We start from the raw sequence: 23,581 nt of genomic DNA on the forward strand, positions 1-23,581 counted from the left end.
ACATAAACGCTGGTGCCTTGTGGATGTGGGCGATGATGACTCCGCATTTAGGGAGTTGCTACCGCTCGACGTTCCCAGCAAAACGTAAGGGAGACGTTGTACCAGCTATTTAATCGTTATTTTGAATTTACAGATGGGGGATCCCGGGAATCAGGGGCGTAAGTTTGACTATGGCTGCTAAAGAAGTAACAGAGAGCCGTGCATTAATGGGGGACGCACTGGCTATCGATCAAATTAAGCCGAGCGGTACGGTGGGCTATCGCCTTGCTAAGAGGCTGTTTGACTTTGTCTTTAGTCTTTTGATGAGCATCATTTTGCTTGTTCCTATTGCTGTGATATGTGCACTCATTAGTCTTGAATCACCCGGCGGCCCTGTGTATACACAAGAACGCGTCGGCAAGGGTGGAAAGACCATCAAGATTTTTAAGCTTCGTAGCATGGTTGCCGATGCTGGCGATGTGCAGAAGTATTTGAGTCCTGAACAGCTACATCAGTGGGAAGTCGAGCGCAAGGTTGACGATGACCCTCGTATTACCAAGATTGGCCAGTTTATTCGCAAGTTTTCTATCGATGAGATGCCACAGTTCCTTAATGTGCTGAATGGGGACCTTTCTGTTATCGGACCACGTCCCATTACGCGAGTTGAGCTCGAGCAGCATTTTACGGATGGGGAAAAGGCGGAGTTGCTTTCCGTTCAGCCTGGCATTACAGGTCTTTGGCAGGCAACTGACCGCAACGCAGCAACTTTTGAGAGCGGTTTGCGTCAGAAAATTGAACTTCGTTACGTGCAGAACCGCTGCTTCCGTATGGACTGGAAATGCTTTAAGAACACCTTTGGTGCCATGTTTGGCAAAGAGAGAACGGGGCGATAGATGCAATCAACCGATACTTGTTCTTATAGTGTACTGATGAGCATTTACAAACAAGAGAATCCCGCCTATTTAATTCAAGCTTTAGATAGCATGCTAAATCAAACGGTATTTCCTAGTGAGATCGTTATGGTCAAGGATGGTCCGCTTACGCGTGATCTTGAAAATGTGCTCAACCGGTATGACGCAAAGTATCCTGGTCTGTTTAATTTTGTTTCATACGATGTGAACCATGGTTTAGGCTATGCGTTGCGTCAGGGCATGCTTGCTTGCTCTAACGAAATTGTTGCACGTATGGACACTGATGATATTGCTCGTCCGGATCGTATGGAGAAACAGCTTGCCGCTATTGATGGTGGGCTCGATATGGTTGGAAGCGATGTCATCGAATTCGTCACGTCTCCCAACGATCCTGTTGCGGCAACAGATCTTCCTAAAGGTATCGATGCTATACGTTCTTACTCCAAAAGGCGGAATCCTTTCCGTCATCCTTCCATGACGTTTAAAAAATCCAAGGTGATCGAAGCCGGAAATTACAGTTCGGAATTTCTTTACTTCGAGGACTGGGATTTATTTAACAGAATGCTCGCTTGTGGTTGTCAGGCCGACAACTTAAGTGAACCTCTTGTTGCGATGCGTGTAAGTGAAGATTTTTATGCACGTAGGGGTGGCTTGCAGTATTTGAAGTACGCTAAGTTATTCAAAAAAGCACAGGTTATGCGTGGCTATTTTTCAAATCTTGACTATCTCTGTTCCTATTTGCCGCATGTGGTGCTCTGTCTTATGCCCAATTTTTTGAGGGCTTATTTGTATCGAGTGCTGCTTCGAAATCGTTAATGGTGCCTGTTTTACTTAAGGTTGCTGTCATCGCCTTAGTATTACAGTGTAATATAACGGCATTTACCGATATATAGAATAGATTTTCTATCTATATAGTGTGACCTTGATGATGATAACAATGGTGCGGGTGTGTGAAATCGACAGATTGAATATTTAAGGGGCAGCTATGATTAATGTATTACAGATTTTACCTTCTCTTACAATTGATTCTGGAATAACTAGCTTCGTTCTCAATATGAAACGCTATATAGATCCAGAGTGCTTTCATTTTGATTTTTTCCATCACGCTGTTTTGGATGGTCAGTTGCCTCCTGGGAGTTTGGATAATTCTTTAGTTGCTTCTGGCTCAAAAGTTTATTCCGTTACGCACGCTAAACAGTCTGCTATTGGATTCATGCACGAAGCCAACGATGTTCTTGAAAAAATTGGGCAGAATTATCAGATAGTTCATTGCCATGTGCCTAACAACGCATTTGTCACATTGAGAGCGTGTCAGAAGGAAGGCGTAGGGGTAAGAATTATTCATAGTCACCTGAATAGTTCTTCAGATAATGCTTTTCATCGCGTGCGTAACAAGCCTCTAATTGCCTTAGGCAAGAAATATGCTAATGCATATCTTGCTTGTTCCAATGAGGCCGGGCATTATTTATTTGGTAAAGATTCATTCCAGGTAATTAATAATGGCATTCATCTTGAGAATTTTGTATTCGACGAGAGTTTTCGTGGCAGAATGCGCTGTGAACTTGGAATACCCCAATCGGCGCCCGTCATTGGATGTGTAGGACGTTTTGTGCAGCAAAAAAATTATTTATTTGCCGTTAACGTATTTAAAGCGTTTCTTGCAAACTCTCGTGATGCGCGACTTGTAATTCTTGGGGATGGAGAAGATAGGGCTCTTATTGAGGCGCGTGTTAATGAACTTGGACTTTCTGATCGAATCTTATTTTTAGGTGTAAGGGATGATGTTGCGCGTTTTTATTCAGTTTTTGATGTCTTTTTTATGCCTTCACTTTGTGAGGGTCTTCCAATTTCAGCTGTCGAAGCACAAGCTTCTGGACTACCTTGTGTATTTTCCACAAATGTACCAAAAGAAAGCGACATCATTGGTACTGGAAAATTTATCTCTCTAGATGAATCATTCTCCGTCTGGTGTTCTTCTCTTCAGGACGCTATTGTTTCTGGTCGGCTCTGGAATTCTCAGGCAAAATTAATTTCAGCTGGATATTCGGCTAAAGAGAACGCAAATAAGTTAATGGCTTACTACGAGATGCTCATAAATGGAGCTTATAAATGCTAGTCTATTTATTGATGGTTTCCTTTGCAGTTTTATTCGGACTTGTAATTCAGCCAGGGCGCTCTTTATTCCACAAAAAGATATATTTAGTGTCGGTATTTGGGGGAATTTTTTTAATTTCTGCAGGTCGTAGCGTGTCAGTAGGCATTGATACCTTAATGCACTGTGCAGCATATAAATCTTTCTCATTTGTCCCTTTTTCAAATCTAGTTTTTTTTAATTCTCGATTTGAAGTAGGTTTTTTGATCATTTGTAGAATTCTGGGCTATATAACGCATAATTATCAGATTTTGATAGTATTTTCAAGCGCTATATTTTGCATATGTACTTGTATATTTATATATAAATTTTCAGATTCATCAATATTAAGTACGGTTATATTCCTATGTGTGATGTTTCCGAATTATTTAAATATCATGCGAGAAGCCATGGCGATTTCTATAGGGATGCTTGCGATTATTGTGCTGGATAAACGTAAGGACTGTTTATTCGTTTTTTTGGGTTTGTTAGCAGCAACTCTGCACAAATCGGCATTAATTCTATTGATTTTGTTGCCTCTATCATACTTAAGAGTTAATTCTAAAACAGTTGGAATTTTTGCAACGTGCTCGTTAATTATTTATATTTTTATAGATCAGATACTTCAGACTATTGCGCATCTAACAGGCCGTAGTATTTTTTACGATGAGAGCTTCATGGGATCGAATTACAGTGGTGCTTTAGCGCAGTTCGTGTTTATCCTTTTGCTTGTTTTCCTGGTATTCAACTACTTAAAGGCCGGTAGTCGCAATAGGGGAATGGTTGAGCTCAATTCGATGAGTCCCGTCATTCAGTGGGGCTTGTTGCTTTGGCTGGCTTTAACCGCATTTGGCATGAGAATTGAGATAGTTACTCGCTTTAGTTATTATTTTGCGCCTTTTGTTTTAATTGCTTTACCGTATGCTCTTAAAAATAGCTCCAAAATGGAAAGTGTTTTTATTAAGGGAGCGCTTTGTTTCATTTGTATTATGTATTTTGTGGTTATTGAACTCTATCGTCCTGAATGGCATGGAATCGTTCCTTATATTTTTGATTTTAGGAATATTACAAATTTGATTCATGGAATCATGTGATTTGTAATCGAATCCTGTTTTAAGTCTCTGTTTTTTTAATACCTTGTCTGTCGGTTAAATTCTTTAATAAGGAGTATGGATGCGCGATAGTTTTATATCCGTTATTGTTCCTGTTTATAACGTTGAAGAATGGCTCCAAGATTGTCTTGATAGCATCCTTAGACAAGATGTGCATACGTTTGAGATTATTGCCGTGAATGATGGGTCGACAGACTCCTCTCCTAAGATCTTGGAACATTATTCACAACTTGATAATCGTATAAAAGTAGTTACTCAGTCTAACAAAGGGCTTGCTGGAGCTAGGAATACTGGCCTTGCTGCAGCAAGAGGTGATTTGATTGCCTTTATTGATTCTGATGATTGCGTTGCTCCAAATTATCTTTCATTCATGTTAAAGAATATGCGTGAGCATAATGCAGATTTATCCGCATGTGGTCGCATGTTGTATGAGGCCCCATCAGCTGTTCATGAGGTTCGTCCTGCATATTCAAAAATTGAACTTGGCCCAGAGGATGCGGTCAAAGCGATTAATTCGTTCAAATCGTTTGATATGTCAATGTGGGGTAAGTTATTTAAACGTGAGTTATTCGATGATGTTGTTTTTCCTGAGGGTAAGAACTCGGAGGATCAATTTGTTTGTTATAAGATTCTATTGAGGTGCCAAAGTGTTTATTATGAGGATGCTCCTCTATATTTTTACAGATGTCGTCCTGGTAGTATTTCTCGATCTTCAAATGTTAACGAGTTTCCTCTTGAGGCTTCGCAGGAGCAACTCCATTTCTTTCGTAACTTCTATCCGACTTTGGTTTATGTTGGCGAAACATCTTATTTTTTCTCGCTTGTTCAAATTTACAACGAATACACTCTTCGTGGATTTGATGCGCCTTCACATCTTTTGATATTAATTAAATCGGACGCTATTGGTCTGCTTTGGTCCGTGTTAACTAATCCTGATATTTCTGTTCTTAAAAAAGTTCAGGCCATTTTATTTGTGTTTTGTCGTTTTATTTACAAGCCTATTTTCTTATTCATTAAGAATCATCCGGCTACCAGTTAATTTCTTGAAAGGCATTTAACATGGCAAATATGATTCCCAAAACAATTCATTATATTTGGTTTGGCGGCAAGCCGTTGACACCCTTAGCGAATAAGTGTGTTGCATCGTGGGAGAAGTATTGTCCCGATTATCGGATTGTGCGATGGGATGAATCTAACTTTAATGTGAACATGAATCGTTATTGCCGGGAAGCCTATGAGGCTAAGAAGTGGGCGTTTGCAAGCGATTATGCACGACTTTGGCTGTTAGTTAACGAAGGGGGTTTCTATTTAGATACTGATGTTGAATTATTGAGACCTCTCGATAGGTTTCTTGATCTTCAGGCTTTCTCGGGATTTGAAGCTGATAACAAGGTGGCTGCCGGTATCATGGGTTCTTGCCGTAGACACCCTATTTTCATGGAACTTCTTAAGGGATATGATGCACGATCTTTTGTTGATTCAAACGGTCAGTTTGATATCACAACTATAGTTGAAGTCATTACGAAATTGTGTAGTGATTCAGGTGCTGTGTTAGATAATACTGAGCAAACAATTAACGGCTTTAGTCTATTTCCTTCAGATTATTTTTATCCAAAGAGTTGGAATTCCAAAGAATTACATATGACGGAAAATACTTACGCCATCCATCATTATCGTGGGTCTTGGATCACTCCACAACAACGTTTTCATTCCAAACTGGAAGCCATTTTAGGGAAAGATACAATGTCGTCCATTAAGCAACTCTTGGGAAGGTCATAGTTTGGTTATCGAATATGTTTTCAGATAAATCATTGAATATAGTTGTGTGTTATTGATTTATACTAAACATTAATCGTTTGCTAAATTCAAACATCTTTTCATTAGTGTTTTTGATAAGCCTGAATTTACTAATTGTTGTTTTTGGCCTTTCCTTTATCTAATTTGTTAATTTTGGTTAATAACCTTTGTCGATTTTCTATTTTGCTTTGCTGTACTCCTGCAGGGTCTTTTAGCCACTGGTAATGCGCACGTTATTTTCTGATATTCTCGCAGCGTGACGGGGGTGCGGACGATTTCTTGGACCGCGCCTAGGCGTATCCAGGCTTCCTGCGGTACTCCATCGGGCTTAGCCACTCGAGTGACTTCTTGATGCGCCCATCCCGATAGTACACGAGGTAGGCCTCGGGCCTCCCCATGAACTCCTCGGCCGTCACGCCCTCCCAGTCCCTGTAGCGGAAGAACTCGTTCTTGAGGCGCCCGAAGAAGCCCTCGCAGGCCGAGTTGTCCGGGCTGCAGCCCTTCGCGGACATGCTCCTGACCAGGCCGTTCTCCTCGCAGATCCCGATCCACTCCGGCCAGCGGTAGTGGCCGCCCCGGTCCGAGTGGATCGTCGTGCGCGCCCCCGCCGGCCTCGCCGCGCAGGCCTTGAGCAGGCTCGAGTTCGCGAGGCGCTTGTCGGGGTGCAGCCCGATCGACCAGGCGACGGGCATCCCGTCGAAGCAGTCGATGACCGGGCTCAGGTAGACCTTCTCGCCGCCCGGGAGCCTGAACTCGGTGATGTCGGTGAGCCACAGCCGGTTGGGCTCGTCGGCGCGGAACCTCCTGTTCACGAGGTTCTCCGGCGCCTTGGAGACCTCGCCGGCGTAGGAGCTGCAGCCCCGGGCGCGCCTCTTGTTGTAGACGACCTCGAGGCCCTCCTCGCGCATCACGCGGGCCACGCGCTTCTCGCTGGCGCGGACGCCCTCGCGGCGCAGGCGCGCCCAGACGGTGCGGTACCCCCCAGCACCCCGAGCCCTCGCGGAAGATGCGCACCACGCGGTCGCGTATGTCGGCGTCGCGGTCGCGCGGCGCGGCGACGCGGGGCCTCCAGTACTCATAGGAGCTCTTCGATATCCTCAAGAAACCTGTGATCGATCGGAGGGGCAGGGCGGTCGCCCGCCTCAATCTCTCGCCGATCTCGCACTTGCTCCTGTTCGAGATCGAAGCCGGGTCCCACCCTTCCGCTTTTAGGCCGGCCAACGCCGCCCCGAGCAGCAGGTTCTCTATCTGGTCCTCGTTGAGCCCGGCGAGCGGGCCGGTCGCGGGCGGGTCGCAGGTCGACTTGTCGGGGCCCAAGCTGGTCTCCTTCCGGCGCGGTGTTAGCGTCAATCTATTTTTCACCAGTTTCGCTAAACAGGCGCGCCGTTCGCGCAAAGGCGGTTTCACCGGTTGCGCTAACGTATTTTCACCGATTCCGGTCACGGCTTGACGGGGCCGTCCCTCGGCAGGTCCTTCAGCCTGTAGGACCTGCCGGTTATCTTGACCAGGTGGCAGTGGTGGCACACCCTGTCCGCGATCGCGCTCGCCGCCACGTCGTCCCCGAACACCCTGCCCCAGCCGCTGATCCCCACGTTGGTGGTGATGATCGTCGAGCGCTGCTCGTAGCGCGTCGATATCAGCTGGAACAGCAGGTCCGCGCCCGCGCTGCCGACGTCGAGGTAGCCGAGCTCGTCGATGATCAGCAGCCTCGAGTGGGCGTAGTACTTGAGCCTCTTCTTGAGGATGCCGCGCGACGAGGCGTCCTCCAGGTCCTCGACGAGCCGGGCGCAGTCCACGAACCTGACCTCGCGCCCCGCCCTGACGGCCTCGATGCCCAGCGCGACGGCGAGGTGCGTCTTGCCCACGCCGGGGCTCCCCACGAACAGGACGTTCTCGGCCCGCTCGACGAACCTCAGGGTCGCGAGCTCCTCGATCTCTGCGCGCGGGACCGACGGCTGGAAGTCCCAGTCGAAGTCCGCCAGCCCCTTGACGTAGGGGAACCCCGACGAACGTATGCGCTGGTTGGTGATCCTGACCTCCCGGGCGGCGACCTCGACGCGCGTCATCTCCTCGAGGGCGGAGGCGAAGCCCCGCTCGCCCGCGGCGACCATCCTCACGTAGTCGGGCAGGGACGCCGCCATCTCGTGCAGCCCGAGCGCGGAGAGGTTCGCCTGCGCCCTGATCGAGGGGCTGCCCTCCGCGACGGCGCCCATCACGCCCCTCCGAGCGAGTCGAGCAGCGCGAGGTTGGCGCGCGCGGCCTCGGCGATGTCCGCGTCGGCCAGGCCCCGCTTCCCCTCGAGGGCCTGCCCATAGTGGTCGGGGTCGTAGTTGATGGGCCTCGACGGCCCGGACGCGGCGTCGTGGACGGCGACCTCCTCGCCGGCCATCCTCACAACGACCTGGCCGCCGGGCATCGCTATGACGCTCACGCGCCGGCCGATGCAGCGCCTGGGCACGGACCACTCCCTGCCGGCGGCCCTGACGAGCATGGTCGGCGGGACGGTCTGGACGCTCACGTCGCCCACCATCGACTCGAGGAGCCGGAGGTTCCCGATGGGCCGCAGGCTCTCCTTCTCCCGCATGAACAGCGCGTCGGGCGGCAGGCCGGTGGTGCGGTTCGGCTCCGAGTTGGCCTGGGCCTCGACCCGGGCCACCGCCTCGGCGAGGCCGCTCCACCCGGTGAACTCGCCGCCGTAGGCGAGCAGGCGGTTCAGGAAGCGGTTGGCCGACTCGTCCTTGCCCTTGGTCTGCGGCGAGCGCGGCGCGCAGAGTCTGAGCTCGAAGCCGGCCTCCCGCGCGAACCGCCACGCCCTCTCCTGCCTGGTCCTCCTGCGGCCCGAGACGGTCACCAGGCACGACATGTTGTCCGTGATGCACTCCTCCGGGACGCCGCCGAGGCGGGTGAAGGTGGCGAGCAGGCAGGACAGCAGGTCGTCGAGCGTGCGGCTCCTGACCGGTATGAAGCGGTGCTTCCGGGAGTAGCCGAGCGTCGCGGTGAACACGCTGAACTCGAAGACCTCGCCCTCCGAGTCGACGAGCCTCATGCCCTCCTTCCAGTCGAACTGCAGCTGCCTGCCCGGGGGCGTCTCGAACCGCGGGTGCGGCTCGCGGCCGCCCGCGCCCCCGAAGGGCACGTCGCGGGCCCGGCACCACGCGGTGAAGGCGCCGTACCCGGGCAGCCCCTCCCCGCGGCCCTCGCGCAGGAACGCGTAGACTGCCATCTTGGTCATCCCGGGCAGCTGGGCCTTCGCGCGGATCACCTCCTCGAGCGGGTCGAAGGCGCTGCCCCTCGCGGACCTCCCGTCGGCGGCGGACTCGCCCTCCCGCCAGTACTTGGCGACCGTGTGCCGGTCCATGCCGTGCCTCCTCGCGATCTCGCTGAAGTTCGGCTTCGCGCCGGACCCCCTGTAGACGTTCAGCTCTCCCATTACGTTTCGCTCCATATCCCGCTCCTCCCGGGTCGGATACCCGATCGGAGCATAGTTCCGTTAGCGCAGTTGGTGAAAGTACGTTAGCGGGGTCGGCGAAAGCGCGTTAGCGCATTCGGCGAGATGCGTTTGCGAAAGTGGTCAATTTTAGATTAGCGCTAACACGCGGTTTCCTCGCCACGATTCTACAGTGCGCCCCGGTGTAGCTGTGCGGGAGGTGGCCCGTCGCCCACTTCTTGGCCGCGCCCACCGTGATCCTGGCCGCGCCCACCGTGATCCCCGCGAACTTTGCGGCGGCGGTCAGCCCCATGCCGTCCTCCGTCGCCAGGAGGAAGAGCTCGACCTTCTCCCTGCTGTACATGCGAACCTCCAGTCCGGACCGCTTCACGGTCCAACTTTGGCTTATAGGACAAAATGTGTGTCCACGTTGGGGGCATCGGCGCAGGTCGATGCCCCTTTTTCAGCCGTTTAAATTCCGCGCCCGCTTTTAACCGCTCGGACAGAATGTGTGTCCGGTTGCCTATCGTTCCCGCAGGTAGATAACCTTTTCCGGAACCGTTAAATACCCTTTCGGAAGAGGTGCCCATGAAGGCCGTTTATTGCCCCTACTGCGGCGGTCGGACCAAGCGCAACGGCAGGACCTCGTCGGGGTCCCAGCGGTGGAGGTGCACGGCCTGCGGCGCGTCGACGACGGTGAGGTACGACGACACGGCGACGAGGCTGGACGAGTTCCTCGGGTGGCTCCTCTCCAAGGACTCGCAGGCCACGATGCCGGGCGGCGGGCGGTCCTTCAGGCGCAGGACGGCCGAGTTCTGGGAGGTCTGGCCCATGCCCGTCCCCGACGGCGAGCTCCACCGCGTGCTCTACGTCGACGGGATCTGGGTCGCGCGCGACCTCGTCGTGCTCATATGCTGCAGCGGCGAGAGGGTGGTCTCCTGGTACATGGCGAGGTCGGAGAACCCGGGGGCGTGGTCGGCCCTCATGGCGCCGATCCCGGCGCCCGACGTGGTCGTCACCGACGGCGGGAGCGGGTTCGCCAGGGCCGTGCGCGAGACCTGGCCGCGCACCAGGGTCCAGAGGTGCACCTTCCATGCCTTCTCGCAGGTCAAGCGCTACACGACGGCGCGGCCGAAGCTCCAGGCGGGGCGCGAGCTCTACCTCATCGCGCGCGACCTCATGGGCATCGAGACGCTGCACCAGGCCGGGCTCTGGGTCGAGCGCTACCTCGACTGGTGCGGGTTCTGGGCCGACTTCCTGGAGGACAGGACCGTGGTGGACGGCAGGAGGGCCTGCACCCACGAGAGGCTGAGGCGGGCGCGCTCGTCGCTGTCGTCGCCGGTGTCGGCGGGGACGCTGTTCACCTACCTCGGCCCCGCCCTGGCCAAGGCCGGCCCGCTGCCGTCGACCAACAACATGATCGAGGGAGGGGTGAACTCGCAGCTGAGGGCCGTCCTGCGCAACCACCGGGGGCTGACGTCGGTCAAGCGCGTGAAGGCGGCGTTCTGGTGGTGCCACGCGCACTCGGGGGACGCGGGGACGGCGCGCGAGAAGCTCGCCGCGATGCCGACCGACGCGGACATCGACTTCCTGTTCAGCGTCTACTCCGCCTCGCCGTCGCGTGACGACGGAGGGCCGGAGTGGGGCGACAGGGCCGTGTGGGAGGACCTCCACCACAGGGACCCGTACCCGTTCTGGCTGGATTAATGGATGGAAACGGATGTTCTATCGGGACACACATTTTGTCCTATAAGCCCCAACTTTCTGTCCGCACCCCCTTGTATACGAGTGTTTTTACTGCAGGTGATTATATAACAGGAGTTGCTTTGTCCAAATTTCAGTATGATCTATCAATCATCATACCTATATATAACACCGAGTTTGAATTTCTTGAGAAATGCCTCGAGTCCATAAGGGACATTTATCTTTTGCAATTTGAGGCTATTTTGGTTGACCATGGCTCTCAATCTGATTATTCAGCTGCTCTAAAAGAACTTGTTTCCAGTGAAACATTTCCTTTGCGATTAATCGTCAAGGAGAACGGAGGACAGAACTCCGCGCGCGAGCTAGGATTGCATGTCTCTCGCGTGCGTTATTTGCTTTTCCTAGATCTAAACATTACATCGATCCCTTTCTGCTCGAACGTGCTCTTGATATCGCAATTGACACTGAGGCTCAGATACTAACGTTCAACTATGAGCGTGTGACTGTGGACGGAATTGTTATCGGCGAAGATGCGGTCTGGAGTGCTGGCAGTGCTAGGCTAACGACCGCCGAAGTCATGTTAGGGCTTGCTCGCTCTTCATGGCGCTCTTTGATGTCTCTTTCCTTAGGGGTCTAGGCTTCGGCTTGGTTCAGGGGACCACCATTGGCGAGGACTTTGCTTTTGTGATTTCGTTTGCGAGCAAGGCGAACCGGATTGTTTCTTTTGGCGAACCGGTCTACAAGTATGTATTACGTTCCTCTAGTGTATCTCATAAACCATCGAGGGACGCCTGCCTAAGCATACTCGACTCATTCGACGTCATAAGAGCGAATGTGGGGGAAGCGTCAGAAGAGATTTCGAATATTTTGGAGTGGCTTGCTATTCTCCATGTTGCCTTCTGGGGATCAAAGCGTATTGCACGGAACTACTGCACCGATGAAGACGACAAGCATAAGCTATTTGCATGGATGCACTCGCGCTATCCCAAATGGCACTCCAACTTTCTATCGTGAGGAGAAGGAAAAACTATATGGACTTGAGTTCAAGCTGCTAATTGAGGGCGATTGGATGAGATACTGGCTTCTATGGCTTTTTGTTCATCGTCTGCGCGCAAAGCGCGGAGTCGTGAGAAGAAGGATCCTTTCGAAGGGGGCTGGTGCCGATGAGCAATGAACCTCGACAGAACTCGGGTTCTCTCCAGCGTCGCAGAGGCGTTGTGGTGTCCTATGTCTACACAGCTGCACAGGCAATCGTGCAGCTTATATATGTCCCGCTGCTCCTCTCGTGTATCGGACAGGACGAGTACGGGCTTTACCAGCTGGTTGGCTCCATAATATCCTACCTCGTTTCGATAAACGGAGTGCTTTCTTCGGGGATAAGCCGTTACTACTGCGTTTATCGCGCTGAGGGTGACTATGAGCGGGCAGAAAATGTGCTCGCCATCTCGAGCCGAATTTATTGGTTCATGTCCGTTGTTGCAGTGGTCGCGTGTGCTGCCCTGGCTGTAGTGGCGGGACAGGTTTACGGGAATTCCTTCACTCCTGAGCAGGTGTTCGAGTGCCAGATAATGCTCATGGTGCTTGGCGTCAATTCAATCATTACAATGCATAACACGGTAAGCATTGCCGCGATTACCGCACATGAGAGGTTCGTTTTCCTAAAGGGCTCTCAGCTTGCGACGCTCCTGCTTCAGCCAATTCTTGTCCTGGCTTTAGCCAGCGTATTCCATAATGCACTCTGTGTGACTGTGGTCATACTGTTGATGAATTTGCTGGCGGCAGTTCTCCAGAAATGGTATTCGGCTACTGTCCTGAATGTCCGCCCACGCTACAAGGGGTGGGATCGCTCTATAGTGCGAGCGCTCTTCGGGTTCAGCGCCGCTGTCGTTCTTGCTACGGTGGCCGATCAAATTTTTTGGAAGACTGATCAGCTTATCATTGGTTATGTGTATAACGCGAGCGCAGTCGCAGTCTACTCCATTGGCTCACAGGTATATATGTCTTATATGCAGCTTGGTCTTGTGGCATCAAGCGTTTTTCTTCCCAAAGTGTCGCTTCTCTGGAAAGACGGTGCGGGCGTACGGGAGGTTTCTGACTTGTTTGCACGGGTGGGACGCATTGCCTTCATGGTCTGCTTCTTCGTGCTTGGCGGATTTCTTGTATTGGGCCCCGATTTCATGACGATGTGGGCAGGTCCCCAGTATGCGGAGGCATATCTCATTGCCGCAGTAATTATGGTACCTTTTACCATTGACCTCATACAGAATCTTGGTATTACCATCCTTATGGTGGCGGATAAATATTACTTCAGAGGGGCTATGTATTTCGTCCTAGCAATATTCAACGTTGTAACGACGATTATATTGCTTCAGCTTCTCGGGATTGTTGGTGCTGCCATTTCTACCGCCGTGGCCATGTTCATCGGTAACGGCTTGATCATGAATTGGTATTACTCCAAGAAGCTCGGCCTCAACATGAGACTGTATTGGTCGCAGGTGTTAAGACTTTTGTTGCCTCTTCTCCCGGTTCTCGTTGTCTTTGCATTGGCTTACTGGGCCCTACCGATTCCCCACTGTACATGGGGAGTGTTTATCTTTGCGGGGATTTTGTATTTGATTGCCTACAGTTCTGCACTTTGGAAGTTTGGCTTTAATAGCTATGAACGGGCTTTGGTTGGCGGCCTGCTTCGTAGAATTGGGGTTGGGAATTAAAGATTTGAGCAAAGCGATGGTAGCCTTCGTTTTGCTTGGTCATGTTAGCGGATGCTTGCGTCTGTTCATGGAAGTTGAAGTTTTCTCTCTTTGCAGATCTAGTCTATGCAGCGACTTATGTGCTAGTTCTTGTGAGATATTGTTCCAAGGGGGTGCGGACGATTTCTTGGACCGCGCCTAGGCGTATCCAAGCTTCCTGCGGTACTCCATCGGGCTCAGCCACCCGAGGGACTTCTTGATCCGCTCCTCACGATAGTACACGAGGTAGGCCTCGAGCCTCCCCATGAACTCCCCGGCCGTCACGCCCTCCCAGTCCCTGTAGCGGAAGAACTCGTTCTTGAGGCGCCCGAAGAAGCCCTCGCAGGCCGAGTTGTCCGGGCTGCAGCCCTTCGCGGACATGCTCCTGACCAGGCCGTTCTCCTCGCAGATCCCGATCCACTCCGGCCAGCGGTAGTGGCCGCCCCGGTCCGAGTGGATCGTCGTGCGCGCCCCCGCTGGCCTCGCCGCGCAGGCCTTGAGCAGGCTCGAGTTCGCGAGGCGCTTGTCGGGGTGCAGCCCGATCGACCAGGCGACGGGCATCCCGTCGAAGCAGTCGATGACCGGGCTCAGGTAGACCTTCTCGCCGCCCGGGAGCCTGAACTCGGTGATGTCGGTGAGCCACAGCCGGTTGGGCTCGTCGGCGCGGAACCTCCTGTTCACGAGGTTCTCCGGCGCCTTGGAGACCTCGCCGGCGTAGGAGCTGCAGCCCCGGGCGCGCCTCTTGTTGTAGACGACCTCGAGGCCCTCCTCGCGCATCACGCGGGCCACGCGCTTCTCGCTGGCGCGGACGCCCTCGCGGCGCGCCAGCACCCGAGGACAGCGAGCAGCCCGGCGCCTAGGCCGCGACGGACATGGAGCCGTCGAGGTCGGACGCGACGCGGTAGGGGCCGTCGTCGATGACCTTCTCTAATGCGGTTGCTTTGTATTCAGCTTTCAGATCGTACTTAGCGCTCCATTTGCTGCTCGATTCTTTCGTGACGTTAGATGCCACCGCTAGGTCAACCTTGGCACCTTGGACTTTCCACTCCCTCTGGTTCATCGCATATGCAACGATCCCGTTCTGAATCCCCGAGATGCTCGGCGGGAAGGACTGGTTATCCGCGTCGATAGAAAAGCTCTCTTCCCTGGCATCAAGGTGCTGCTGAATGCGGTCGGCGTACTTCTCTGCCCATTCGTCCGCCTTGCCATTTCGCACAAAGTAATTGTTGGATAGGTCGGTCGAGTGGTAGGCGTAGTCGTCCTTTTGGTAGTTTGCCGTGTGGTCGGAGTGGGCGATTGCCATGAGCTCGTCGGTCAGGCCAAAGTACAGATGGCGCTGGTCTAGGTCTCCGTACCAGTTGTCGCTGGTGTCGTCCCAGGTTAGGTCCATCTGGCACCATTTGCCGTCGATCTTTACGGAGTTCCACGTGTGGCCGTTGCCGGTGATGCGGCCGTTGGCGATGCCCGCGGCGTCAAGGAGCTTGGAGTAGATGCGCTGGTAGCTCTTGCAGGTGCCCTGGTGGCGCGTGAGGCCGCTTTCGGCCGAGCACCAGTTGAGGCTGTGGTCGTACTCCAGCTGGTTGAGCGTCTAGTCGTGGAGCCACAGCGCCATGTCGTATTCTGAGCCGTTTGTCTCTTGCCTGCACAAGTTCACGGCGCTGTTGACGATCTGCGTGACGCTTGGGCGGGCGGCGTCGTTTACGGTCACCTCCGCCGTGGTGCGCAGGTAGTAGATCCCCTTGTCGTTTTGGGGGTCGTATCTGTCGTTGTCCATAAAGTAGAAGTAGATGCGGTACGTGCCCGATGCCGTGAAGTCAAAGGTAAAGTCGTGGCCCGCGGTGCCCAGACTGTGGTAGCTGGCCCATGCCGGTCGCGACGGGTCGCAGACGCTCTCGTGGCTGCCGCCGTCCCAATAGGTGGGTACGTCCATGCGCGCCTTGGCCTGGGACGAGCCGTTGGTCTGGGTTACGTGGAAGGTCGTCGCGGTGCCCGCGCGGGCGTCGTTCCACGAGACGGTGAAGGTGACGCCGTTTTGGGTTGCGGTGGCGGAGTGGGCGTAGGTGGTTTGTGACGCGGTGGAGATCGCGTCGGGCGTGGGGTTGGTGCGGGCTCGGAGGGATGGGGCGGGGGTGGTGTTTGCGGCGGCGGTGCCGTCGGCGCTTTCCGTGTTAACTGCGCTGGCACCGGTGGATGTTGCGGTGCCGTCCTCTACGGTATCTGCTGTCGCATTTGTGTCGGTGCCGTCTTCGGTCTTGCCTGTGCCGCTGTTCGTGGCATCGGATTGCGCCTGCTGCCCGGCTGTTGCCAGAGGCTGAATCGCTTCTGCGATGGCCGCCATGGGCATCGTCGCGCCGACCAAGGACGTGCACGCGATCGCGCAGAGCAGGTAGTAAAGGGGTCGTTTCATAGCGGAGCCTCTCGGTGAGCAGCCAATAGGGTCCGAAGGCAGCTCCAGACCAGCACTCCGCACATATTTTGTTGGGGATTACTTTACGGGAACCCCAGTCAACATCAGCGAACTTTCTGGGGGATTGTTGGGGAGGGGAGGGGCGGCGGTCCGTCGTCGACGTTGTGATTTGCGCCGCGAGACTCGACACGGGCACCTTCTAGAAATAGTCTGTAAGGCTACGCTCTGGGTCTAGCTCTGTACGCTTGTGCTCTTCGATTATGCAGTCAGAGTTGTATTTGTCGGGCCTAAGACGCCATCCGGTCGATCGCTTACGTTGGTGCGCTGAATGTAGTTGCCAATTGGCGACTATACGAATATAGTTAGCATGATGCTAACTAAGGGGTGCTCATGAACCGAACCAAGTTTCGGCCGACATATTCTCTAGACGAGGCCAAATCCTTGGCCTGCTCGGGAGAGATGGTTGTAAACGGCAAGGTGCGCAGGCACCTGATCAACCACTATGGCTATTTGGATATTGATCGTTTTCTCGCCGATCTATTTGATTACCTAAAGCCCAGCGATTTCAGGAAATCCATCGCACTCGATATGGATGGGCCTTTGCACGATGTTTACGCAGACGTCTATGTTTGTCGGGATTTTGAATGTGAGGATTGGTACGTTAAGTTTTCAATCGATTCTGAAGGCAAGGCGCATTTAAACGTCTTGTCTGCGAACATCGATGGATATATTCATTAAAGGAGGAGTCATGCGTTGCATGGAATGTGGCAAGGAAATGCAATTTACCACGGCGCCAATGACTGAAATTTACCGTGGCGAGAAAATTACTGTTGAAGGAATTGGGCATTATATTTGTGAGTGCGGCAATGATGAAATGACCGCTGCGGAGGCGACTAAACTCGCCCATGCGCTTGCCGCGCAATACGCCAAGGCTCATGAGCTTCTATCTCCCTCGGAAATAAAGCATTTGCGCTCAGATCTAGGCTTAACTCAGCATGAATTTGAGTCACTTTTAGGAGTTTCAAAACCAACGTCATCTCGATGGGAGAACGGAGCGTCTCAGCAGACTGTTACTGCCAATATCCTTATGAGGCTCATTCGCGATGTTCCCGAGGCGCGCGAATACCTGGGCTTGGCTCTCCATGAGAGGACCGCAACTCTTAGCTCGCCGCTTTTGTCTGTAATACCAGGAGGAAAAGCCCCTGCTTATAGGGATTCTGATCCTTTGGTTGATGAGAATTCCTTCCGATTGGAGATGTAAATGGACTCGTTGAAGAAGCAGCGCATTGAGTCTTCGTCGATTACATGCGTGTCTAAAAAAGTCGATAGGTTTTCATTTGATGGCGGAATGGCCCCGAAGGAGGGAGTTAATAAGTCAGACGGTGAGTTTAACGTTAGAAATGACATAACGAGTGCCTTCTTTGATGAAAACGGAGTTAGATTTCGGCAGCTCAACCTTGTCATAGAGCTCATTCCCAGTGATGAGGGCCACTATTATCGTTCCGAAATATCCGTGTCCGGTATCTATCGTGCTCCGTCTGATTTAGACGATGAGGCATTTGATAGGGAGGCGCTTAGCTTCGGCATGCAAGACCTGTATTCCTTTGCAAAGGGCATCATTGAGAATGTTGCTGCCGGTGGGGTATGGGGGCCGCTTTATCTGCCACAGATCAGCTTTTCTATGTAGCTCGACCTTTGTCCCCAAACCTGAAAAATGATTGATCACAGCCCGACTCTTCCGTAAAGTAACCCTTGATGAGGCCTAGCGACGGTACGTCCGGCTTGGTCCGTGGGAACCGCCGAAAGGCGGTTTTTGCGTTTAGTGGGCTGTTTTCCGAGGAGCAATTGTCGTGTTTCCGCTTCAGACACTCGCTTTTACCGCGTTTTTCCGGAAGTGCGGGGAAAAATCGGAAACCGCCGAGCGCAACTCGATTTTCGGTAACAAAACCGCAGGTCGTCGAAGCTTAAAACAGGGGTCTGGTCGGCAGTTCTCGGTTTTTCACCGCACTTTCGGAATTGCCCGCCGGAAGTATGCGGCAAATTCTAGAATCCTCGAGCACACCGCCGTTTTTGCGTAAAGAAAACGCAGGTAGAAGCGTTGTGGCATTCCGGTGTGCTTGGCAGGTTTTGGATTTGCCGCTTACTTCCGAATTTGGCCCCTGCTGCAGGCTTCATTCCGCTATTGAATCAGTTAGATAATGGACAATATTGCCAAATCTTTCTCCCTGCTTAAATGCCGGCAGGGACGAAATCGTTCATGTCGGCAATTGGTTCGTCAGTTTGTGTTGTTTACGGCCTGCGCCTGCTGCTTCGCGGTTGCCTGAGGCTGGATGGCCTCCGTGATGGCTGGCATAGGCATCGCGGAGCTGACCATGGACATGCACGCGATCGCGCAGAGCAGGTAGTAAAGGGGTCGTTTCATAGCGGAGACTCTCGGTAAGCAGCCAATGGGGTCCGGAGGCAGCTCCAGGCCAGCACTCCGCACATATTTTGTTGGGGTTTATTTTACGAGAACCCCAGTCAACATCAGCGAACTTTCTGGGGAATGTTGGGGAGGGGTACCGTCAAGATTCTTTTGCAAATTGATTTTGCTGTCCTCGGCCCCGTCCTCTTCTAGCCCTCCTACTTTCCTTTCAGTTCGTCCATCTCGTCCAGATTCGACATATCCAGGTGCCTCCTCTTGCCCCGCTCGTGCTCCACTATGTACTTCAGCCTCGCCGTCACCAGCATGAGGGCCGAGTTGCCGTCCGGGAAGGTCCCGACGACCCTCGTCTTCCTCCTGATCTCGCGGTTGATGCGCTCGATCCCGTCGCTCGTCCTAATCTGGCTCCAGCGATCCGGCGGGAATTCCGTGTAGGCAAGCGTCTCGGCGAACCCGTCGCGCATCGTCCTAGCGGCTGCCCCGCGGAGCTTCGACACGCTGAGCTCGACTTCCCTGGCGCCCGTGACGAGCTTTCTCGCGTAGTAGCCGCCGCGGTAGGCCTCCCGGCCCGCCGTCCTCTCATAGCGCTCGGCCCCGACAAGCTTGGACGCCTCCTCGTCGAGCAGCGCGTCGAGCGACCCATCGTCGATCGATGCGATGTTTGCGGACTCGGCTCGCGCCCCTTTCGTCGATGATTTGTTGTTTACTCGCCTGAAATCATATGACGACGCGTGGACCGTGTTCCTCTATGTGTTTGTCAATTTGTGAAAGTAATTATGCGTTACCCGGCTTCGTCGTTTGGCTCGGAAGTGTTGTTTGGGTGCGGCTATCATTATTGATGGACATCGGATGGACATCTTAATTGATGTAAAGATTTCTTGGCCGTTAAGCCATATTGGGGGGTCGAAAATTACGATGGAGGAGCGAGGCTTATGAGAAACCCTCTTAAGGAGCTTTACAATGCAAACGACGCTGTAGAGCATTCAATTGATAGACTTGAATTCGAGGGCAGGTCAGCCGTTTCAAGAGACGTTGTGGGTTATCTGCGTCATCTTGTTGAGCACATTGCAATGTATGCAACTTATGGCAACAGGCCCATCGAAGGCGACTACTTTAAATTATGTTCGGTTGCTATTAAAGATATGAGCAAGAACAGCGAGACTCGGTTTATTGCTAAGTTCCATCATTATTTACAAAAGGTCGTTTCGCACTATGTTCCAAGTGAAGATTCTGCAGAGCGCCTTTTGTTGAAGTATTACGAAAATTTGCTGTGCTTGAAACGTTATGCATTCGATAAACTCGGCCTTACAATTCTTGCCAATTTGAGTAAGATTCCTCTGGACACCGATCCCGGCTTGGCTAAATACCATGAAGAGATAGCTCATAAAATCAATGATTTCATGAGTGCCAATGCTGTTGAAATTGAGAAGGACCGTTTTTACGTTAGAGCTGCTAAGCCTTTCTTTGTTGGGGATTCTGTCTATTATGAGGCGACACTTGTCCCCGCATTCGATTCTTGTAGCAAATTTGATCGTATACTTGTTTATTCATCTTTCAGAATGCCCACTAATTATTCAGTGGTGGTTTCGACTAAGCGCACGAGTATCGACGGTCTTGGCTTTACTCTTCCTGTTACGATTGTTGATGCATATGCGGTTTCAGTACGCCCCTGTGAGTTGAATAATCTTATAAAGATACTTAGAGGCCCTGATGCAGTGTGGCTTACTGGCCAATACACTAGCTATAGATCACTTATGAACCTAATGACCCATACCGGGATGACGCTTTGCGACATTGCTCTACTCCCTGATGACGAGTTTATTTCTGTGATGGGGGAGATAGCATCTTCGGGAAATGCCTGTCCGGTACACACCTTGCTTAGCTCTGCGCATGAGTTTTTGAGTGCTGGCTCAAATGGATCTAATGTTCTAAAGTATCTTTTGTCTAAACCTCGTAACAGGGTTATAGAGGAACAATTGACTGTAAGTCCGAATAGCCGTCTCGGTGACCTTTATTTGAAAAACGGCTGTGCCCCCTTTGATCGGCAGCCGTATTGCACGAGTCTTATTGGGCATGTAGTCGCTGTCGAGGATTTGTATCAATGTATTGATCCAGATCCGTATGAAGATAACTTTCTTGCTCGTAGGGTGACCGCGGAGACAATCGATTCTAATGCTCTGTATCTTAGGGATACCGAAATTACAACCTTCTCGGATGTTGATGAACTGATTGCCTCATTTAATAGCGCTTTGTATTTTAGACATCATTCAAGGGATCTCGTGCATGAGAACGGGCATCTATTTGTTAAGGGAGTCGAAGACGAACTCACTTGTATTATACGCGGGCTTTTAAAACTGTCTGGTGCCGGGGTCAAAGGCTATACTGCTTTATGTGAATCATGGCTTAAAGATCCAAGCTGCAAGTTGGATGATTCAGAAAAAATAGATGCTCTAAAGTCCATGTTTGGCGAAACGAGCGTCGCGTTCATCTACGGTTCGGCTGGTACCGGAAAAACAACCATGGTCAACATCGTTTGCGCTTTTCTGCAAAATGAAAGCAAACTTGCTATCGCTAATACAAATCCTGCCGTAGATAGCCTTAGAAGAAAAATAAATGATAAGAATTGCGAATTTATGACCGTCGCGAAGTATTTGAATCGTGTGCCAGATTGCGACATCTTAATCGTTGACGAATGCAGCACTGTCTGCAATAGCGATATGAAATCTATTATTGATTCTAATCGGTTTAAACTGCTATTGCTTGTTGGCGATGTGAGACAGATTGAGTCCATTAAGTTTGGAAACTGGTTTTCATTGGCTCGAGACTTCTTGCCTGATAAGTGCATCCATGAATTTGATAAACCATGGCGCACGAAGAATGATGATTTGCTAAAACTATGGCATGCTGTCAGGAATGTGAGTCCTGATATCGCTGAAATTCTTATTTCTTGCGATTTTACGTCGAATCTTGATGACTCTGTAATTAGCAGAATGAATGATGATGAGATTGTCTTATGTCTCAACTATGATGGCCTCTATGGCATTAATAATATGAACAAAATCTTGCAGTCGAGAAATAAGAACGAGGCCGTTGTCTGGAATTATCATACGTATAAAGTCGGCGACCCAATTTTGTTCAATGAGTCTGAGCGGTTTTATCCGTTGTTATATAACAATCTAAAAGGGCGTCTTGTGGGAATGGAAGCAATTTCCAAAGACGAGATGCAATTTACGGTTGCTGTTCCCATTATCGCCTCCGAGCTTTCCGTTCTTCATTACGACGGGTTGGAGTATTTAGATTTTCGTGATGGAGAGACGTATCTGCGCTTTTCAGTTAAGAAAGCCAAGGATCGAGACGGTGAGGATGTTGGCGAGGACTGTATCGTGCCGTTTCAGGTGGCGTATGCGGTGTCTGTCCATAAAGCGCAAGGACTAGAGTACTCATCCGTAAAGCTGATTATTACGAAGGACGTTGAGGAGCGCATTACTCACAGTGTGTTTTATACGGCAATAACGAGGGCGCGAGAAAGACTTCATATTTATTGGTCGCCTGAATCTCAGAATAAGATTCTCTCAAGCTTCGAAATCTCTAAGGAGCATAAAGATGCTTACCTCCTTAGTAATCGGAGGGGCCTTAAGATTCAGCGGAAATAACGGCTGGCCGTCTGTTTGTCATTGGTTAAGACTAAGGCGAAACTTTGTTAGTTCTTGCGCGCTTGAGTACAATTTAATATTGCGAAACAGTGCCGACATTATTGTGCTTGGGCACCTGAATCGGCAAATAGTCCATTGTCGTTTTTTGTCAGCGGCTGACCTTATGTCGTTGTCAAATGCTGGTCTTGACCATGCCGATACTGACCGTGTTGATTCGCAATATTTAGCGGTGCTTATGCGGGCAAATACTCACTCACTCGCAGCTGCCGATACCACCTTATGGACGTTAATAATAATCTAGAGAGATTTTTTCGCATGCTTATCGAAACTCTTCATTGCTTTTTTGTAAGCTTTTGGATGGTTGAGATAATAAGTCGCCTTAGCTTCGACTTCCTCTTGATTGGGTTCGTAAGGTAAAACGGCCCCGCATCGAGAGCAAAACCAGTTCAGTGTGATCGCGTCGAAAATGTTGGTGTAAGGGTGACACCCTAGCGCCCGTTTAACGAAAAACGGCCTTCGTCCTAGAATCTGAAATCACCACAACAACAGGTTCTAGGAAAGGACGAAGACCGCTATGGGAATCTTATCAGACCCGACGCCGGACATGCTCGCCATGCCCCGTTTCGACGACGGCGCCATCGACATGCAGGAGCTGCTCAGGCGTCTCGCCGAGCAGGTCGTGAACGCCGTGATGGACGCCGAGGCCGACCAGCTGTGCGGCGGCGGGGCGAACAGCCGAAACGGCTACCGCGAGAGGTCGCTCGCCACCTGCGTCGGCACGCTGACGCTGCGCATCCCCAAGCTGCGCTCCGGCAGCTTCTTCCCCGAGGACGTGCTCGAGCGCTACCAGCGCGTCGACCGCGCGCTCGTGGCCGCCGTGGCCGAGATGTACGCCACGGGCACGAGCACCCGCAAGGTGCAGAGGGTGGCCGAGAAGATGGGCGTCTCCAGGCTCTCGAAGGACCAGGTGAGCGCCATCGCCTCGAGCTTGGACGCAGATATCGAGGACCTGTGCGCAAGGCCGCTCGGCGGCTCGCCGGTGCCCTACGTCTGGCTCGACGCGACCTACGTCAAGTGCCGCCGCGAGGGGCGCGTCGCCTCCACCGCCGTGGTCACCGCCATCGGCTGCGATGCGGGCGGCTGGAGGCGCGTCCTGGGCGGCGGCGTGGTCGACACCGAGTCCTACGACTCGTGGCTCGCCTTCCTGCGGGCTATCCGCTCGCGCGGGGCGGCGGGCGTGCGGCTCGTCGTCTCGGACGCCCACCCGGGGCTCGTCCGGGCGCTCGGCGAGGTCTTCCAGGGCGCCGCG

The 23,581-nt window shown here is 52.2% G+C and carries 22 protein-coding genes and 1 pseudogene; 15 read left to right on the forward strand and 8 right to left on the reverse strand.

Annotated features, from left to right (window positions below):
* Positions 1-170: 170 nt before the first annotated feature.
* The 6 genes from AAAX36_RS01345 to AAAX36_RS01370 all read left to right on the forward strand — a co-directional run bounded on the left by AAAX36_RS01345 (position 171) and on the right by AAAX36_RS01370 (position 5,912).
* Positions 171-872 (forward strand): sugar transferase, encoded by a 702-nt coding sequence (locus AAAX36_RS01345; RefSeq protein ID WP_349073735.1) that lies wholly within the window; start codon positions 171-173, stop codon positions 870-872.
* Positions 873-1,706, forward strand: coding sequence for a glycosyltransferase (locus AAAX36_RS01350; RefSeq protein ID WP_349073736.1), 834 nt, complete (start codon positions 873-875; stop codon positions 1,704-1,706). It abuts the gene before it with no gap.
* Positions 1,707-1,875: 169 nt separating this feature from the next.
* Entirely contained in the window at positions 1,876-3,006 is a 1,131-nt protein-coding gene (locus tag AAAX36_RS01355; RefSeq protein ID WP_349073737.1) for a glycosyltransferase, read from the forward strand.
* Positions 3,000-4,115, forward strand: coding sequence for an EpsG family protein (locus tag AAAX36_RS01360; protein WP_349073738.1), 1,116 nt, complete (start codon positions 3,000-3,002; stop codon positions 4,113-4,115). The genes AAAX36_RS01355 and AAAX36_RS01360 overlap by 7 nt, the downstream gene beginning before the upstream one ends.
* Before the next feature lie 79 nt (positions 4,116-4,194).
* A complete protein-coding gene (locus AAAX36_RS01365) occupies positions 4,195-5,172 on the forward strand; it encodes a glycosyltransferase family 2 protein (RefSeq protein WP_349073739.1) in 978 nt (325 codons plus the stop codon).
* A 20-nt stretch (positions 5,173-5,192) separates the two neighbouring features.
* Positions 5,193-5,912, forward strand: coding sequence for a glycosyltransferase (locus tag AAAX36_RS01370; RefSeq protein ID WP_349073740.1), 720 nt, complete (start codon positions 5,193-5,195; stop codon positions 5,910-5,912).
* Positions 5,913-6,220: 308 nt separating this feature from the next.
* On the opposite strand, the gene AAAX36_RS01375 is transcribed toward AAAX36_RS01370, so the two are convergent.
* The 3 genes from AAAX36_RS01375 to istA form a co-directional block, all read right to left on the reverse strand.
* On the reverse strand, positions 6,221-7,009 hold the full coding sequence (locus AAAX36_RS01375; RefSeq protein WP_349073741.1) for an IS3 family transposase: 789 nt from the start codon (positions 7,007-7,009) through the stop codon (positions 6,221-6,223).
* Between the two features lie 360 nt (positions 7,010-7,369).
* Positions 7,370-8,143 carry an IS21-like element helper ATPase IstB gene (gene istB, locus AAAX36_RS01380; protein WP_139913201.1) on the reverse strand — a complete coding sequence of 258 codons (774 nt, stop codon included), beginning with the start codon at positions 8,141-8,143 and terminating at the stop codon, positions 7,370-7,372.
* On the reverse strand, positions 8,143-9,375 hold the full coding sequence (gene istA / locus AAAX36_RS01385) for an IS21 family transposase (protein ID WP_117848555.1): 1,233 nt from the start codon (positions 9,373-9,375) through the stop codon (positions 8,143-8,145). The genes istB and istA overlap by 1 nt, the downstream gene beginning before the upstream one ends.
* A gap of 570 nt (positions 9,376-9,945) precedes the next feature.
* Here istA and AAAX36_RS01390 point away from each other — a divergent pair.
* The 3 genes from AAAX36_RS01390 to AAAX36_RS01400 all read left to right on the forward strand — a co-directional run bounded on the left by AAAX36_RS01390 (position 9,946) and on the right by AAAX36_RS01400 (position 13,772).
* Positions 9,946-11,064 (forward strand): IS1249 family transposase, encoded by a 1,119-nt coding sequence (locus AAAX36_RS01390; protein WP_349073742.1) that lies wholly within the window; start codon positions 9,946-9,948, stop codon positions 11,062-11,064.
* A gap of 597 nt (positions 11,065-11,661) precedes the next feature.
* Positions 11,662-12,075 carry a hypothetical protein gene (locus AAAX36_RS01395; RefSeq protein WP_349073743.1) on the forward strand — a complete coding sequence of 138 codons (414 nt, stop codon included), beginning with the start codon at positions 11,662-11,664 and terminating at the stop codon, positions 12,073-12,075.
* Between the two features lie 149 nt (positions 12,076-12,224).
* Positions 12,225-13,772 (forward strand): oligosaccharide flippase family protein, encoded by a 1,548-nt coding sequence (locus AAAX36_RS01400; protein ID WP_349073744.1) that lies wholly within the window; start codon positions 12,225-12,227, stop codon positions 13,770-13,772.
* A 177-nt stretch (positions 13,773-13,949) separates the two neighbouring features.
* Here AAAX36_RS01400 and AAAX36_RS01405 read toward each other — a convergent pair whose 3' ends face one another.
* Together AAAX36_RS01405 and AAAX36_RS01410 are read right to left on the reverse strand one after the other, a co-directional pair.
* On the reverse strand, positions 13,950-14,621 hold the full coding sequence (locus AAAX36_RS01405; RefSeq protein ID WP_349073745.1) for an IS3 family transposase: 672 nt from the start codon (positions 14,619-14,621) through the stop codon (positions 13,950-13,952).
* Positions 14,622-14,646: 25 nt separating this feature from the next.
* Complete coding sequence (locus tag AAAX36_RS01410) at positions 14,647-15,180, reverse strand: hypothetical protein (protein ID WP_349073746.1); 534 nt, start codon at positions 15,178-15,180, stop codon at positions 14,647-14,649.
* 39 nt (positions 15,181-15,219) lie between these two features.
* Here AAAX36_RS01410 and AAAX36_RS01415 point away from each other — a divergent pair, with 39 nt between their 5' ends.
* Complete coding sequence (locus AAAX36_RS01415) at positions 15,220-15,414, forward strand: hypothetical protein (RefSeq protein WP_161145258.1); 195 nt, start codon at positions 15,220-15,222, stop codon at positions 15,412-15,414.
* On the opposite strand, the gene AAAX36_RS01420 is transcribed toward AAAX36_RS01415, so the two are convergent.
* Complete coding sequence (locus tag AAAX36_RS01420; RefSeq protein ID WP_349073747.1) at positions 15,379-16,197, reverse strand: hypothetical protein; 819 nt, start codon at positions 16,195-16,197, stop codon at positions 15,379-15,381. The genes AAAX36_RS01415 and AAAX36_RS01420 overlap by 36 nt on opposite strands.
* A gap of 390 nt (positions 16,198-16,587) precedes the next feature.
* Here AAAX36_RS01420 and AAAX36_RS01425 point away from each other — a divergent pair, with 390 nt between their 5' ends.
* From AAAX36_RS01425 to AAAX36_RS01435, 3 genes are read left to right on the forward strand one after another with little or no spacing between them, the layout of a single operon-like run.
* Entirely contained in the window at positions 16,588-16,935 is a 348-nt protein-coding gene (locus AAAX36_RS01425; protein ID WP_118345694.1) for a type II toxin-antitoxin system MqsR family toxin, read from the forward strand.
* A gap of 10 nt (positions 16,936-16,945) precedes the next feature.
* The gene (locus AAAX36_RS01430; protein WP_158572638.1) at positions 16,946-17,458 is read left to right on the forward strand and encodes a type II TA system antitoxin MqsA family protein; all 513 of its coding nucleotides are present in this window, start codon (positions 16,946-16,948) and stop codon (positions 17,456-17,458) included.
* The gene (locus AAAX36_RS01435) at positions 17,459-17,884 is read left to right on the forward strand and encodes a hypothetical protein (protein ID WP_138112338.1); all 426 of its coding nucleotides are present in this window, start codon (positions 17,459-17,461) and stop codon (positions 17,882-17,884) included. It begins immediately after the preceding gene.
* Positions 17,885-18,819: 935 nt separating this feature from the next.
* Here AAAX36_RS01435 and AAAX36_RS01440 read toward each other — a convergent pair.
* Both AAAX36_RS01440 and AAAX36_RS01445 read right to left on the reverse strand, forming a co-directional pair.
* Entirely contained in the window at positions 18,820-19,116 is a 297-nt protein-coding gene (locus AAAX36_RS01440; RefSeq protein ID WP_138112340.1) for a transposase, read from the reverse strand.
* A pseudogene (locus tag AAAX36_RS01445) lies at positions 19,114-19,278 on the reverse strand (transposase); the annotation flags it as partial. The gene AAAX36_RS01440 and the pseudogene AAAX36_RS01445, both read right to left, overlap by 3 nt.
* A gap of 273 nt (positions 19,279-19,551) precedes the next feature.
* Between AAAX36_RS01445 and AAAX36_RS01450 the strand changes: the two are divergent.
* Both AAAX36_RS01450 and AAAX36_RS01455 read left to right on the forward strand, forming a co-directional pair.
* Positions 19,552-22,272: an AAA family ATPase gene (locus tag AAAX36_RS01450; RefSeq protein ID WP_161145261.1), complete on the forward strand. Its 2,721-nt coding sequence runs from the start codon at positions 19,552-19,554 to the stop codon at positions 22,270-22,272.
* A gap of 574 nt (positions 22,273-22,846) precedes the next feature.
* Positions 22,847-23,581, forward strand: a 735-nt coding sequence (locus tag AAAX36_RS01455) for an IS256 family transposase (protein ID WP_349073748.1), incomplete at its 3' end; no start/stop codon positions are given.

Origin of the sequence: Collinsella sp. CLA-ER-H10 (assembly GCF_040092475.1) — a bacterium.
Taxonomy (GTDB): Bacteria; Actinomycetota; Coriobacteriia; order Coriobacteriales; family Coriobacteriaceae; genus Collinsella.